Source organism: Rhodosalinus sp. (genome assembly GCF_046542825.1).
Classification (GTDB): Bacteria; Pseudomonadota; Alphaproteobacteria; order Rhodobacterales; family Rhodobacteraceae; genus Rhodosalinus.
This window is the reverse complement of record NZ_JBKHAQ010000079.1, coordinates 1-13,383: the sequence shown is the minus strand read 5'-3', so window position 1 is coordinate 13,383 and position 13,383 is coordinate 1. Positions and strand designations below refer to the sequence as shown.

The following is a 13,383-nucleotide window of genomic DNA, read 5'->3' as shown; positions in this document are numbered from 1 at the left end:
GCATCTGGACCGCCGAGCGCGACAAGGAGATGTGGGAGGCGCTGCAGGGCTGATGCGGGCGGCGCGCGCATATCGGACCCCTTCGCGCGCCGGGGCCGCAGCGCCTCAGGCCATCCCAAGCGCCTCAGGCCATCCTAGGGCAGCCTCGGTGAGCGGCTACGGCCCCTCGCGCGGCGAGTTGCGGTTTCGCCTGATCGTCTCGCTGGCGGGGCTCGCGATGATCGTGGCAGCCATTTCGACGCGGCCGCCCAGCCCCGCATGGATCGAGATGGTGGGCATTGGCGGCGTCTTCTTCGGCGGCACCGCCATCTGGTCCGCGTGGCAGTTGCGCGGCAGGAGGCGGAGGTGACCCGCCCACTGCCTCAGCCCGGCCGCGCCCGCCACGCCAGCGCGAGCGAGACGGCGCCCGACACGGTCAGATCGATCCCCAGAAGCAGGCCGAGGATGCCCAGCGCGGAGCCGGGCAAGGTAAACAGGATGAGCGCCGCAAGGATCAGCGACAGCGCGCCGGAGGCCGCCATCCAGCCCCAGCCGGGCTGCGGCCGCCAGCGTATGGCCAGCGCGATTCGCGCCGCGCCCATGCCTGCAAAGAGCGCGCCGACCGCGATGGTCAGCGTGAGCAAACCGGCCAGCGGATTGGCCAGCAGGACAATGCCCAGCAGCACGAAGAGCACGCCCAGCGTCCCCGCCAGCCAGCGCGTGCCGCTGTCGGCGCCCGCCGTGCCGCGCAGCGCGATCCAGATTTGCACCACGCCGCCAGCGATGAAGGCCGAGGCGGCAAGAATCTCGGCGGTGATCGAGGCCGCAAAGGGATTGGCGAGCGCCAGCAGCCCGCCAATCAGCATGATCACGCCGAAGACCATCAGCCAGCGCCAATCCATCTCCTGGGCGGCACGCTCGAATTCCGTGGACGTCATGATCGTTCCTTTCCGTGGGCACGCCCGGCAGGACGTGCCATGTGTCCTGCCCCCTCAACGCGATCCGCGCCGCGCGGTTTCCCGTGCGCCGGCGGCGGCGCTGCGTGCCTGCCGCGCGACCGTCAGCAGGGCCGTTCCTGCAACCGCCAGATCGACGGCCAGCAACGCGGCCAGCGCACGCGGCGCTCCGGTCGGCAGCACGGACATCAGAACCAGCCCCAGCAGGATCGACAGCACGCCGGCGCCCAGCACGGGCACGCGCCCCTCGTCGGGCAGCAAGCGCCATCCGAAGGCCACGCGCAGCACGCCCACGACAGTCAGCACGAAACCGGCGGAGCCGCGCAACGGGGCCAGCCCGGCGAAGGGATCGAAAAACAGCGCCGCGCCCAGCACGGCCATCATGGTGCCCAGCGCCCTGCCGGTCCAGCGTGCGCCGCGCTCGCTCTCGCCCGCGAAGGATAGCGCAAAATGGCCCAGCCCGGCGGCCAGGAAGGCGGCGCCGCAAACCGCCAGGCTGACCCCGATGCTCGCCGCAGCGGTCAAGAGGCCCGTAATGCCGCCTGCAAGCAGGACGCCCGCAAGCGCGGCGGCCGGGCGCCAGTCGGCATGGTCCAGCCGGCGGTCGAGATTCGTTGCGCTCATGCCTGCTCCGTCATGCTGCGGGAGCCGCGCCGCGATGCGGCCCTTCTTCCCTTTCACAGGTTCCCAACCCGTTCCCGAGCCCGAGGTTTCGCCATGAACAAGATCTTCGAGATCCCGCTCTATCCCTACACCCGCTCGCCCGATCAGGACGCGGCCGCCCCGGTGCGCCACAAGGTGATGATCGTGGGCGCCGGCCCCGTGGGGTTGGCCGCGGCCATCGACCTTGCGCAGCAGGGCGTGCCGGTCGTGGTGCTGGACGACAACGACAAGGTGAGCTTCGGCTCCCGCGCGATCTGTTTCGCCAAGCGCCAGCTGGAAATCCTCGACCGGCTGGGCTGCGGCCAGCCGATGGTGGACAAGGGCGTGGTCTGGAACCTGGGCAAGGTCTTCTTCGGCGACCGGAAGGTCTATGAATTCAACCTCCTTCCCGAAGAGGGCCACCGCCGCCCGGCCTTCATCAACCTGCAGCAGTATTATTTCGAGGACTACCTCGTTGCCCGCGTCCGCGAGTTGCAGCAGGAGGGCGCCGAGATCGAGCTGCGCGGCGGCAACAAGGTGCTGGACGTGGCCGACATGGGCGACCGGGTGCGGCTGAACGTGCAGACGCCCGAGGGACCCTATACCGTCGAGACCGAGTGGCTCATCGCCTGCGACGGCGCGGGCTCGCCCATCCGGTCGATGATGGGTCTCGATTTCGTCGGCCGCGTCTTCGAGGACAACTTCCTGATCGCCGACGTCATCATGGACGCCGAGTTCCCGACCGAGCGGTGGTTCTGGTTCGACCCGCCCTTCAACAAGGGGCAGTCCGCGCTGCTGCACAAGCAGCCCGACGGCGTCTGGCGCATTGACCTGCAGCTGGGCTGGGACATCGACAAGGAAGAGGAGAAGAAGCCCGAAAAGGTGATCCCGCGTCTCAGGCAGATGCTGGGCGACGACGTGGAATTCGAGCTGGAATGGGTCTCGATCTATACCTTCCAGTGCCGGCGGATGGAGAAGTTCCGCCACAACCGGGTGATCTTTGCCGGCGATTCCGCCCATCAGGTCAGCCCCTTCGGCGCGCGCGGCGCGAACTCGGGCCTGCAGGACAGCGACAACCTGATCTGGAAGCTCAAGCTGGTGATCGACGGCCGGGCGCCCGAGCGCCTGCTCGACAGCTACGATGCGGAGCGAATCCTTGGTGCGGACGAGAACATCCTCAACTCCAGCCGCTCGACCGATTTCATCACGCCCAAGTCCGAGATCAGCCGCATCTTCCGCGACGCGGTGCTGGACCTCAGCGAGCACCACGAATTCGCGCGCCCTCTGGTCAATTCGGGGCGGCTGTCGGTTCCTTCCGTCTACGACGGCTCGCCGCTCAACGGCGCGGACGCGCTGCCCGGCGGGCCGGCGCGCACGCGCCCCGGCGCCCCCTGCCCGGACGCGCCCGCAGGCAACGGCTATGTCCTCGACCGTCTGGGCGGCGGCTTCGCGCTGCTGACCGTCGACGCGGACGCACCGGAGAGCCTGACCGAGGACGGGATCGAGGCGCGGCGCGTGGCGCTTTCGGCCGCCGACGACCCGACCGGCGCGCTGGCGGACCGCTATCTCGGCACGGGAAAATCCGCCGTCTACCTGATCCGCCCCGACCAGCACGTCGCGGCGCGCTGGCCCGCCTACGACGAGGCCCGCGTCCGCGCCGCCATCCGCCGCGCCACCGCCAAGGAGTGAGCCCCATGACCGCGCTGACCTTGAAACCCAACATCGCCCGACCCGACGATTTCTATGCCGACCTGCTGGCGGCCCACGACGGGCTGACGAAGGCGGAAAGCGACGCGCTCAACGCCCGCCTGATCCTGATCATGGCCAACCAGATCGGCGACCGCGACATTCTGCGGCAGGCCCTGAAGGCCGCCGCGCTCGAGGAGGAGGAACTCCAATGAAGATCGAGAAGATCCACCACGTCGCCTACCGCTGCCGCGACGCGAAGGAGACGGTGGAGTGGTACAACCGGATGCTCAACATGGATTTCGTGCTGGCCATCGCCGAGAACCATGTTCCCTCCACCCACGAGCCCGATCCCTACATGCACATCTTCATGGATGCAGGCGACGGCAACGTGCTGGCCTTCTTCGAACTGCCCACCAGGCCCGAGATGGGGCGCGACCCGAACACGCCCGCCTGGGTCCAGCACATCGCCTTCAAGGTGAAGGACCGCGACGAGTTGCTCCAGTTCAAGGAGCACCTCGAGGCGAACGGCGTCGAGGTGCTGGGCGTCACCGATCACTCCATTTTCCATTCCATCTACTTCTTCGATCCCAACGGCCACCGGGTCGAGCTTGCCTGTCCCGACCCGGAGGAGGAGAAGATGCTGGAGCGTCTGGACCGGGTGAAATGGGAAATGCTGGAGGAATGGAGCCGCACGAAGAAGGCGCCGAAGCACGCCGAGTGGCTGCACCAGAAGGAACTGGGCCAAGCCTGAGAGGACCGGCGCGATGACGGAGACGGTGCTTTACGACTATTACCGGAGTTCGGCGAGCTATCGCCTGCGCATCGCGCTCAACCTTGCGGGTATCGAGTATCGCCAGGTGCCGATCGACCTGCCCGGCAAGCAGCACAGGACCGGCGAACACCTTGCGCGCAACCCGCAAGGGCTTGTCCCCGTTCTGGAAATCGACGGTCACCGCTTCACGCAGTCGCTGGCGATCCTCGACTATCTCGACCGCACGCGCAATCTCGGGCTGCTGCCCGAGGATCCCGCCGAGCGCTGCTTCGTCACCGCCGCGGCGCATGCCATCGCGGTGGACATCCACCCGGTCTGCAACCTTCAGGTTGCCTCATATGCGGTGAAGCTCACCGAGGATCAGGCAACGCGGCAGAAGTGGATGCAGCGTTTCATCACGCCGGGCCTCGCCGCCTTCGAGACGCTGCTGGAGCGGTGGGAGCAGACGCCCTACTGCACCGGCGACCGCATCACCCTGCCCGACATCTGCCTGATGCCGCAGATCTACAACGCCGAGCGGTGGGAGGCGGATTTCTCCGACTGTCCCCGCATCCGGAAGGTGCGGGCGGCTCTGTCGGAGCACCCGGCCTTCGCCGTGGCCCATCCGGACCGTCACGCGCCCTGAAGAAGATTTTTCGATCGAAAAATCTTCGGAAGGAGGGATCGCAGGGCGCCGCGATTTTTCGATCGAAAAATCGCGGCTTGGCAGCTCGGGGCAGGGCCGCGGTCGCCTCGATCTCGAGAGCCTGCACCACGAGGCCCGTATTCTGCGGCGAATGATCGACCACACAGGTGCCGATGCGCACGATGTGCCCGGGCCCAGCGCCGGCCTCGGCCGGCACCGCCTCGGGGTGCGCGAGCGCCTGACGCGCCCGTGCCGCGAGATCGCCCTTGCACACCGCCTTTCGGTCCTTGTCCCGGGCCACCCGCCCTGCACGATGCAAGAGGCGGCCCGGCGCGCTTTCCACCGCTTGGGAACAGCCTCAGGCGAGGGACTCGCAAAGCCCGGAAGACTTGCGGCGGGCGGCGGTCATCGCGCATGTCCTCCGGGATCGACCGGCCGAGCCGACCCCGGTGCAGCCAGCGGGGCACGCGATGCGATGCGTGCCTGCCCCCGAGGCTTGGAACACAGGGCGCGCGGGTCCATATATGCGGCAACACGCATGGAACTGAGGTGACGGCATGATCGAACTGGGCGGAGCGAAACCGGCGGCGCCAGACGGGGACCTGATCAAGGAGAGCTCCGAGGCGAGCTTCATGCAGGACGTGATCGATGCCTCGCAAGAGGTGCCGGTCATCGTGGACTTCTGGGCGCCGTGGTGCGGGCCCTGCAAGCAGTTGGGTCCTGCGCTGGAAGCGGCCGTGACCGCCGCGCGCGGCGCGGTGAGGATGGTGAAGGTGAACGTCGACGAGAACCAGATGATCGCGCAGCAGCTGCGCATCCAGTCGATCCCGACGGTCTATGCCTTCTGGCAGGGGCAGCCGGTCGACGGCTTTCAGGGCGCGCTTCCCGCCTCGCAGCTGAAGGACTTCATCGACCGCGTGGTCAAGGCCGCGGGCGGCGACGCCTCGGGCGGGCTGGACGAGGCGGTCGAGGCCGCGGAGGCGATGCTGGCCGAGGGCGCGGCAGCCGACGCGGCGCAGACCTTCGCCGCGATCCTGGGCGAGGACGAGCGCAACGCGGCGGCCTACAGCGGTCTCGTGCGCGCACATATCGCGATGGGCGATCTGGACCAGGCCGAAGCGATCCTGAACGGCGCGCCGGCGGAAATCTCGAAGTCGCACGAGCTGGAGGCGGCGGCGGCACAGCTCGCGCTCGCGCGGCAGGCCGAGGGTGCGGGCCCGGTGGCGGAGCTGCGCGGCAAGGTCGAGGCCGACCCGAACGATCATCAGGCGCGCTACGATCTGGCGCAGGCGCTTTACGCGCAGGGCGACGCGGACGGCGCCGTGGACGAGCTTCTGGAGCTCTTCCGCCGCGACCGCGAGTGGAACGGCGGCGCCGCCAAGCAGCAGCTTTTCACCATCTTCGACGCGCTGAAACCGAACGATCCGGTGGTGCTGAACGGCCGGCGCAAACTCAGCTCCATGATATTTGCCTGACCGGGGGGGGCGGGCTACCTGATGTATATGTTGAAGGCTGCCGATCTGCCGGACGTGATTCCGGTCTTCCCGCTCCCCGGGGCACTGCTGCTGCCCCGGGCGCGGCTGCCACTGCACATCTTCGAGCCGCGCTATCTCGCCATGCTCGAAGACTGCATGAAGACGCGCGAGCGGCTGATCGGCATGGTCCAGCCCTGTCCGCGGCCGGGAAGCGACCGGCCCGATCTGCAGCGCATCGGCTGCGCCGGCCGGCTCACCCAGTTCTCCGAGACGGAGGACGGGCGCTACATGATCACGTTGACCGGCATCTCACGCTTCCGCGTGAGCGAGGAGGTGGAGGGCTTCACCCCCTACCGCCGCGCGAAGGTGTCCTGGGACGGCTTCGAGCAGGATCTGCGCAGCAGCGACAGCGACCCCAATTTCGACCGCGAGCGGTTCCTCGGCCTGCTGGGGCGCTATTTCGACGCACGCAACCTGTCCACGGACTGGGATTCGCTGAAACAGGCCGAGGACGAACTGCTGGTCAATTCGCTCTCGATGCTGCTGGACTTCGCGCCGGAGGACAAGCAGGCGCTGCTCGAAGCGCCCAGCCTCTCGACGCGGCGCGAGACGCTGGTCACCTTGATCGAGTTCACTCTGCGCGGCGGCGAACACGGAACTGGCGGGGCGCTGCAGTGAACGAGCGGATGGAACCCGGGACACCCGTGCGCGCCGCGCACGGCTTCGACCGCCGGATGCTCGAGGCGCTGGTCTGCCCGCGGACCCAGGCCACGCTGCGCTTCGATTCCGCGCGGCAGGAACTTGTGTCGCACGCTGCCGGTCTTGCCTACCCGATCCGCGACGGTATCCCGGTGATGCTGGAGGATGAGGCGCGGCGGATCGACTGACAGGCTGGCAGACCGTGTTCGGCCGTCGCCACGCCAAGACAGGGCGCGCCCGCGCCGCTCGGTTCACCGCATCAGCGCCGGCAAGTCTCCGGTCAGCCCTGCAGCCTCGCGGATGAAGCTGCGCCGCAGGCGCGGCAGGTGGGCGACAGCGCCAAGGCCCAGGTCCCGGCCGAAACGCAGCAGCGGGTTGTCGTTCGAGAACAGGCGGTTGAAGCCGTCCGTCGCCACCGCCAGTGCGGCAGTATCGAACCGCCGCCAGCGCGCGTAGCGTGCCAGAACGTCGGCAGCGCCAATATCCTCTCCGCGCCGCGCGGCCTCGTCCACGACCTGCGCCAGCGCAGCCACGTCCCTGAGCCCCGCGTTCAGACCCTGCCCCGCGATCGGATGCACCCGGTGCGCCGCGTCACCCACCAGCGCAACGCGATCAGCCGCGAAATCCTGCGCGAGGCTCAGTTCGAGAGGATAGGTGTAGCGCGCGCCGGCCAGCGCAATCTGCCCCAGGAAATCGCCGAAACGCGGGCGCAGCGCCGCCAGATACCCATCGTCGTCCAGCGCCTGGATCGCCCGGGCGCGCGCGTCGCGCTCGGTCCAGACGATGGAGGCGCGGTTGCCCGGCAGCGGCAGGATCGCCAGCGGCCCCTCGGGCATGAAGAACTGATGCGCGATGCCGTGGTGCGGCCTTTCGTGCTGCAGCGCGCAGACCAGCGCGGTCTGCCCGTAGCGCCAGCCGGTGCGGCGGATGCCCGCCCGCCGCGCCGTGCCGCTTTGCACCCCGTCGCAGCCCACCAGCAGCGCTCCCGAAAGCTGCCGCCCGTCGTCCAGCGTGACGGTGACGTGCCCCGCGCCGGGATGCTGCCCCACGACCCGCGCGCCCGCGACATGGTCGATGCGCGCGTCGGCCGCGACCGCCTCAAGCAGCGCGCGGCGCAGGAAGCGATCCTCGATCATGTGGCCCATCGGGCCTTCCTCGATCTCGGCGTGGTCGAAGTGCAGCCAGAGGGGCGAGGGCCCCTCGCCCGCGCGCCCGTCGCTGACCTTGATCTCCAGGATCGGCTGGCCCTGTTCCGCCAGCGGACCGCCCAGCCCCAGCGCGCGCAGCATCCGCACGGAGCCCAGCGCCAGCGCGTAGGAGCGGCCGTCGAACCCCTCTGCCGCGCGGGTTTCCACGGCGGCCGGGTCGATCAGCGCCACGCGGCGGCCGGCGCGGGCCAGGGCAAGGGCCAGCGCGGTGCCGCTCAGGCCGCCGCCCGCGATCAGGATATCGGCATCATGCATCATGCCGCTTCCATATGTGCGGCGGCGCGGGATTGTCCATGCGCCGCGGCGCCGCTACCGTCCGCGCGACTTGACGGAGGGCACGATGCAGGACTGGCTTCGGATGGGCGCCGCGGCGCTGGGGCGCGGCATCGGCGAGGGGCGGATCGACCCTGTGGCGCTGACCGAGGCGTTCCTTGACGCGGCGCAGGCCCACCCGCTGCGCGACCGGATCTATGCGCGGCTGACGCCCGAGCGTGCCCGCGCCGAAGCCCGGGCCGCCGCTGAACGCGCACGGCTGGGCCTTCGGCGCTCTCCGCTCGACGGCGTGCCGGTCAGCTGGAAGGACCTGTTCGACACCGCCGGGACCGCGACCGAGGCGGGCAGCGCGCTGCTGCGGGGCCGGGTGCCGGCCCGCGATGCAGAGGTGCTGCGCAACGCCACGCTGGCCGGCCTCGTCTGCCTGGGCAAGACTCATCTGTCGGAACTGGCCTTCTCGGGCCTGGGCTACAACCCGATCACGGCGACGCCCCCTTCGGTCAACGATGCCGGCGCGGTTTCCGGCGGCTCCTCCTCGGGCGCGGCGGCGAGCGTGGCCTTCGGGCTGGCGGCGGCGGCCGTGGGCTCGGACACCGGCGGCTCGGTCCGGGTGCCTGCGGCCTGGAACGACCTTGTGGGGCTCAAGACCACTGCCGGGCGCGTGCCGCTGGCCGGCGTGGTGCCGCTGGCCGCGCGGTTCGACACGGTGGGGCCGCTCGCCCGCACGGTCGAGGACGCGGCGCTGATGCTGGCGGTGCTCGAGGGGCGGCCCGCGCCGGACCTGCGCGGCGCGCGGCTGGCCGGCGCGCGGCTGGCCGAGATTCGCACCATCGCCTTCGACGACCTGCGCGACGGCCCGCGCGAGGGCTACGAACACGCGGTGGCCCGGCTGACCGCGGCAGGGGCAGAGGTGGTGCCGATCGAGGTGCCCGAACTGGCCGGCCCGATGGGCGATTCCGCCCTGCTCTACACCTCCGAAGCCTATGCCGCCTGGCGCGAGGTGATCGAGGCGACCCCGGACGCGATGTTCCCCGAGATTCTCGAACGGTTCCGCGGCGGGGCCAGGACGCTGGCCGCCGACTACCTCGCCGCGTGGGAACGGATGATGGCCGCGCGCCGCGCCTGGGCCGGGGCCACCGCCGGTTTCGATGCCGTGATCTGCCCCACGGTCGCCAACCTGCCGCCCAAGCTCGACCGGCTGCGCGCCGAGGGCGACTATTACAAGACGGAAAACCTGCTGACCCTGCGCAACACGCGAATCGGCAACCTGATGGGTCTGCCGGCGCTCACCCTGCCCACGGGCGTGCCCTCCACCGGGCTGCAGATGCTGGGCCGGCCGATGGGCGAGGCCGCGCTGCTGCGCCTTGGCGCGGCGACGGAGGCGGCGCTGGACTGAGCCCACGGGGCGCTATGGCGCGCCCGCCACAACCCCGTGGCATTCCGGTCTTTTTCTGGACGGGGCCGCGGCAAGGCAGTATCTTCGGATGCAAGCGGGGCGCAACGACCCCGGCCCAGAGGCAGTGCAGGCAATGTTTCCCGAGCGGTTCGGCACCCTACCGGCCTATGCGTTCCCGCGTCTGCGGGCGCTTCTCGACGCGCATGCGCCGGGCGGCGAGGTCGTACAGATGGCGCTGGGCGAGCCGCAGCATCCCTTCCCCGACTGGGCGGCCGAAGAGATCGCGGCCCATGCCGCCGAGTTCGGCCGCTACCCGCCCAACGACGGCACGCCCGAACTGCGGCGGGCCTGCGCGGACTACCTTGGCCGCCGCTACGGGGTCACGGTCGACCCCGACACGCAGGTCATGGCGCTGAACGGCACGCGTGAGGGGCTCTACAACGCCGCCATGGCGCTTCTGCCATCGCAGAAGGCCGGGCAGCGCGCCGCGGTGCTGATGCCCAATCCCTTCTACCAGGTCTACATGGTCGCGGCCCGCTCGATCGGGGCAGAGGCGGTCTTTGTCCCCGCCACGCGCGAGACGGGCTTCCTGCCGGATTTCGCGGCGCTCCCCGAGGAGCTTCTGGCGCGCACCGCCGCGGTCTACATCTGCTCGCCGGCCAATCCGCAGGGCGCCGTGGCCGACGCCGTCTATTGGGACCGGCTGATCGGGCTGGCCGAGACGCATGATTTCAGGATCTTCGCCGACGAATGCTACGCCGAGCTCTACCGCGAGACGCCGCCCACCGGCGCGCTGGAGATCGCCGCGGCCAGCGGCGCGGACCCCGAGCGCGTCGTCGTCTTCCATTCGCTGTCGAAGCGGTCGAGCGTGCCGGGCCTGCGCTCTGGCTTCGTGGCGGGCGGGCCGGAAAGCCTGAAGCTGATCAAGCAGTTGCGCGCCTACTCGGGCGCGCCCCTGCCGCTGCCGCTGCAGCGCGCCTCGGCCCGGCTCTGGGCCGACGACGAGCATGTCGAGGAAAACCGCCGGCTCTACCGCCGCAAGTATGCGCTGGCCGACGAGGTGCTGGGCGACCTGCCCGGCTACATGTCGCCGGAGGCGGGCTTCTTCCTGTGGCTCGAGGTGGGCGACGGCGAGCTGGCGGCGCTGAAGCTCTGGCGCGAGGCGGGCGTACGGGTCCTGCCCGGCGCCTATCTGGCGCAGGACGCGGGATCGGGGAACCCCGGCGCGCCCTACATCCGGGTCGCGCTGGTCGCCCCCGAGGACGAGGTGCTGCGCGGGTTGGAGGCGATCCGCCGCGTGCTGGACGACAAGTGAAGAGAGGGAGACCATGGCGTATCAGGCCCGCGGGCGCGACCCGCTCCTTGACAGCGAAACGGCGGATGCGCTGGAAAAGCGCGGCAAGGAGCTTGTCGGGCTCGCGCTGATCGCGCTCGGCGCGGCCATGGCCGCCCTGCTGGCCTCCTACCATCCCGACGATCCCAGCTGGATGGCCGCGACCGACGGGCCGGTGCGGAACTGGCTGGGCCGCACCGGCGCGACCGTGGCCGCGCCGCTGATCCTCGTCGTCGGGCTGGGCGCCTGGGGCTTCGCCGCCGCCTTCCTCGGCTGGGGCCTGCGGCTCTTCCTGCACCGCGGTGAGGAGCGGGCGCTGGGCCGCGTGGTCTTCGCGCCGATCTGGATCGCGGCGCTGTCGGTCTATGCGGCGACGCTGGTGCCGGGCGCGGGCTGGGCGCATCCCTTCGGCCTTGGCGGCTTCTTCGGCGACACGGCGGTGGCGGCGATGCTCACTGCGGTGCCGGTGGGTCCGGGGCTGGGCCTGCGAACGGTCTCTGCCCTCATGGCGTTGGCACTGGTCGCGATGGGCGCCTTCGTGCTGGGCTTTTCGCGTGACGAGTTGCGCCGTATCGCGCGCTTCCTGCTGCTGGGCGTGGTGATGCTCTACGCCGGCACGGTCGCGGTTCTGGGCCGTGTGGCCCAGGGCGCTGCGGCCACGGCGCAAGCGGCGCGCGACGGCCTCGCCGCGCGGGCAGAGGCCCGAGCGCAGGCCCGCGCCGAAGCGGAAGAAGAGGCGCGCGCGGCAGCGCTCGTCCGTCCTGCGCGGCGGATCGCCGAGGACAGCGACGAAACGGAGGCGGTGCAGCCCGCACGCGCCGGCGGCCTGCTCTCCCGGATGCCCGCGCTGGTGCGCCGCCCCGAGCCCCTGCCGGAGCCGGAACTGCCCGAGGCCGAAGAGGTCGCCGGCGACGCTGAACTGGCCGGTGAGGACCACATCCGCGCCCGCATTGCCGACGCCATCCGCGCCCGCGTCATGAAAGGCCCCCTGCCCAACGCCCCGCGCGAGGCGGTACCGCTCACCCGTGGCCGCGGGCGCGGCCCCGATCCGCTGGTGCTGGACACCTCGCGCCCGCGGCGCGAACCGCCGCTCACCGGCGCGGGCGCACCGGCCCTCGTGGCAGAGCCCCCGCTGACTGCTGCCCGAGTCACGGCACCGGGGGCGGAACCGGAGGGTGATGCGCTGCTCGATGACACGGAATGGGACGCCGCCGCCGCATGGCGCGACGCGGAAGCGCAGGCAGAGCTTGCGCCGCAACCCGCGCCGCGCCCGCGCCTGCCCGTGGCCGAGCCGCCGCGCGCCAGGGTCGAGACCGCGCCGCGCAGGGCGCCCGCCCCCTCGCGCCGCGCACTGGCCGAGGCGCAGCCCAAACTGCGCTTCGCCGAGCCCGAGGGCGAGGGTTACGAACTGCCGCCGCTCGCGCTGCTGCGCAATCCGCAGTCGATCGAGCGCCACCACCTCAGCGAAGAGGCGCTGGCGCAGAACGCCCGGATGCTGGAAAGCGTGCTGGAGGACTACGGCGTGAAGGGCGACATCGTCAGCGTCCGCCCCGGCCCCGTGGTCACGATGTACGAGCTGGAGCCCGCGCCGGGGCTGAAGGCCAGCCGCGTGATCGGCCTTGCCGACGACATCGCGCGCTCGATGTCCGCGCTTTCGGCGCGCGTCTCGACCGTGCCGGGCCGCTCGGTCATCGGAATCGAACTGCCCAACGAGAAGCGGGAGATGGTGCTGCTGCGCGAGATCCTGGGCAGCCGCGACTTCGGCGACGGCACGCAGAAGCTGCCGCTGGCTCTGGGCAAGGAGATCGGCGGGGCGCCGATCGTCGCCAACCTTGCCAAGATGCCGCACCTGCTGATCGCGGGCACCACCGGCTCGGGCAAGTCGGTGGCGATCAACACCTTCATCCTGTCGCTGCTCTACAAGCTCACGCCGGACGAGTGCCGCCTCATCATGATCGACCCCAAGATGCTGGAACTCAGCGTCTACGACGGCATCCCGCATCTGCTCTCTCCGGTCGTGACCGACCCCAAGAAGGCGGTCGTCGCGCTCAAGTGGGTCGTGGGCGAGATGGAGGAACGCTACCGCAAGATGTCCAAGATGGGCGTGCGCAACATCGACGGCTACAACAGCCGGGTCGAGGACGCGCAGAAGAAGGGCGAACTCTTCCGCCGCACCGTGCAGACCGGCTTCGACGACGAGACCGGCGAGCCGGTGTTCGAGACCGAGGAATTCGAGCCGCAGAAGATGCCCTTCATCGTCGTCGTCGTGGACGAGATGGCGGACCTGATGATGGTCGCGGGCAAGGAGATCGAGGCCTGCATCCAGCGGCTGGCGC

14 protein-coding genes are annotated in these 13,383 nt (G+C 70.4%); 11 read left to right on the top strand and 3 right to left on the bottom strand.

Translation table 11 applies throughout. The annotated features are described in order from the left end of the window. The first annotated feature begins 148 nt into the window (after window positions 1–148). The gene (locus ACLFOB_RS10815) at window positions 149–349 is read left to right on the top strand and encodes a hypothetical protein (protein ID WP_410926074.1); all 201 of its coding nucleotides are present in this window, start codon (window positions 149–151) and stop codon (window positions 347–349) included. Between the two features lie 13 nt (window positions 350–362). Here the strand turns inward: ACLFOB_RS10815 and ACLFOB_RS10810 are convergent, their stop codons facing one another. Further along, complete coding sequence (locus ACLFOB_RS10810; RefSeq protein ID WP_410916364.1) at window positions 363–917, bottom strand: HdeD family acid-resistance protein; 555 nt, start codon at window positions 915–917, stop codon at window positions 363–365. A gap of 54 nt (window positions 918–971) precedes the next feature. Continuing rightward, window positions 972–1,559, bottom strand: a complete 588-nt coding sequence (locus tag ACLFOB_RS10805) for a DUF308 domain-containing protein (protein WP_410916366.1) — start codon at window positions 1,557–1,559, stop codon at window positions 972–974. Window positions 1,560–1,652: 93 nt separating this feature from the next. On the opposite strand from ACLFOB_RS10805, the gene ACLFOB_RS10800 reads away from it, so the two are divergent. The 7 genes from ACLFOB_RS10800 to ACLFOB_RS10770 all read left to right on the top strand — a co-directional run bounded on the left by ACLFOB_RS10800 (window position 1,653) and on the right by ACLFOB_RS10770 (window position 7,025). Next, window positions 1,653–3,266 carry an FAD-dependent oxidoreductase gene (locus ACLFOB_RS10800; RefSeq protein ID WP_410926073.1) on the top strand — a complete coding sequence of 538 codons (1,614 nt, stop codon included), beginning with the start codon at window positions 1,653–1,655 and terminating at the stop codon, window positions 3,264–3,266. 5 nt (window positions 3,267–3,271) lie between these two features. Then, window positions 3,272–3,478 (top strand): DUF2783 domain-containing protein, encoded by a 207-nt coding sequence (locus ACLFOB_RS10795; protein WP_410926072.1) that lies wholly within the window; start codon window positions 3,272–3,274, stop codon window positions 3,476–3,478. Continuing rightward, window positions 3,475–4,017, top strand: a complete 543-nt coding sequence (locus ACLFOB_RS10790; protein WP_410916369.1) for a VOC family protein — start codon at window positions 3,475–3,477, stop codon at window positions 4,015–4,017. The genes ACLFOB_RS10795 and ACLFOB_RS10790 overlap by 4 nt, the downstream gene beginning before the upstream one ends. Window positions 4,018–4,030: 13 nt before the next feature. After that, entirely contained in the window at window positions 4,031–4,663 is a 633-nt protein-coding gene (maiA, locus tag ACLFOB_RS10785) for a maleylacetoacetate isomerase (protein WP_410926071.1), read from the top strand. A gap of 557 nt (window positions 4,664–5,220) precedes the next feature. Next, complete coding sequence (gene trxA, locus ACLFOB_RS10780; RefSeq protein WP_410916371.1) at window positions 5,221–6,138, top strand: thioredoxin; 918 nt, start codon at window positions 5,221–5,223, stop codon at window positions 6,136–6,138. A 27-nt stretch (window positions 6,139–6,165) separates the two neighbouring features. Next, window positions 6,166–6,816, top strand: a complete 651-nt coding sequence (locus ACLFOB_RS10775; RefSeq protein ID WP_410916377.1) for an LON peptidase substrate-binding domain-containing protein — start codon at window positions 6,166–6,168, stop codon at window positions 6,814–6,816. 8 nt (window positions 6,817–6,824) lie between these two features. Beyond that, window positions 6,825–7,025: a Trm112 family protein gene (locus tag ACLFOB_RS10770; protein ID WP_410926070.1), complete on the top strand. Its 201-nt coding sequence runs from the start codon at window positions 6,825–6,827 to the stop codon at window positions 7,023–7,025. Window positions 7,026–7,088: 63 nt separating this feature from the next. Here the strand turns inward: ACLFOB_RS10770 and ACLFOB_RS10765 are convergent, their stop codons facing one another. Next, a complete protein-coding gene (locus tag ACLFOB_RS10765) occupies window positions 7,089–8,303 on the bottom strand; it encodes a UbiH/UbiF/VisC/COQ6 family ubiquinone biosynthesis hydroxylase (RefSeq protein ID WP_410926069.1) in 1,215 nt (404 codons plus the stop codon). 82 nt (window positions 8,304–8,385) lie between these two features. On the opposite strand from ACLFOB_RS10765, the gene ACLFOB_RS10760 reads away from it, so the two are divergent. The 3 genes from ACLFOB_RS10760 to ACLFOB_RS10750 form a co-directional block, all read left to right on the top strand. Beyond that, window positions 8,386–9,714, top strand: a complete 1,329-nt coding sequence (locus tag ACLFOB_RS10760) for an amidase (RefSeq protein WP_410926068.1) — start codon at window positions 8,386–8,388, stop codon at window positions 9,712–9,714. A 133-nt stretch (window positions 9,715–9,847) separates the two neighbouring features. Beyond that, a complete protein-coding gene (locus tag ACLFOB_RS10755; protein WP_410926067.1) occupies window positions 9,848–11,029 on the top strand; it encodes an aminotransferase class I/II-fold pyridoxal phosphate-dependent enzyme in 1,182 nt (393 codons plus the stop codon). Window positions 11,030–11,042: 13 nt separating this feature from the next. Next, a partial coding sequence (locus ACLFOB_RS10750) for a DNA translocase FtsK 4TM domain-containing protein (RefSeq protein ID WP_410926066.1) occupies window positions 11,043–13,383 on the top strand: 2,341 nt, incomplete at its 3' end.

Excerpts from the sequence above, each read along its gene's own strand:
- ACLFOB_RS10755 (WP_410926067.1), top strand. The coding sequence starts at position 9,848 with ATGTTTCCCGAGCGGTTCGGCACCCTACCGGCCTATGCGTTCCCGCGT.
- ACLFOB_RS10800 (WP_410926073.1), top strand. The coding sequence starts at position 1,653 with ATGAACAAGATCTTCGAGATCCCGCTCTATCCCTACACCCGCTCGCCC.
- ACLFOB_RS10810 (WP_410916364.1), bottom strand. The coding sequence starts at position 917 with ATGACGTCCACGGAATTCGAGCGTGCCGCCCAGGAGATGGATTGGCGC.
- ACLFOB_RS10805 (WP_410916366.1), bottom strand. The coding sequence starts at position 1,559 with ATGAGCGCAACGAATCTCGACCGCCGGCTGGACCATGCCGACTGGCGC.
- maiA (WP_410926071.1), top strand. The coding sequence starts at position 4,031 with ATGACGGAGACGGTGCTTTACGACTATTACCGGAGTTCGGCGAGCTAT.
- trxA (WP_410916371.1), top strand. The coding sequence starts at position 5,221 with ATGATCGAACTGGGCGGAGCGAAACCGGCGGCGCCAGACGGGGACCTG.
- ACLFOB_RS10770 (WP_410926070.1), top strand. The coding sequence starts at position 6,825 with ATGGAACCCGGGACACCCGTGCGCGCCGCGCACGGCTTCGACCGCCGG.
- ACLFOB_RS10790 (WP_410916369.1), top strand. The coding sequence starts at position 3,475 with ATGAAGATCGAGAAGATCCACCACGTCGCCTACCGCTGCCGCGACGCG.
- ACLFOB_RS10765 (WP_410926069.1), bottom strand. The coding sequence starts at position 8,303 with ATGATGCATGATGCCGATATCCTGATCGCGGGCGGCGGCCTGAGCGGC.
- ACLFOB_RS10760 (WP_410926068.1), top strand. The coding sequence starts at position 8,386 with ATGCAGGACTGGCTTCGGATGGGCGCCGCGGCGCTGGGGCGCGGCATC.
- ACLFOB_RS10775 (WP_410916377.1), top strand. The coding sequence starts at position 6,166 with ATGTTGAAGGCTGCCGATCTGCCGGACGTGATTCCGGTCTTCCCGCTC.
- ACLFOB_RS10795 (WP_410926072.1), top strand. The coding sequence starts at position 3,272 with ATGACCGCGCTGACCTTGAAACCCAACATCGCCCGACCCGACGATTTC.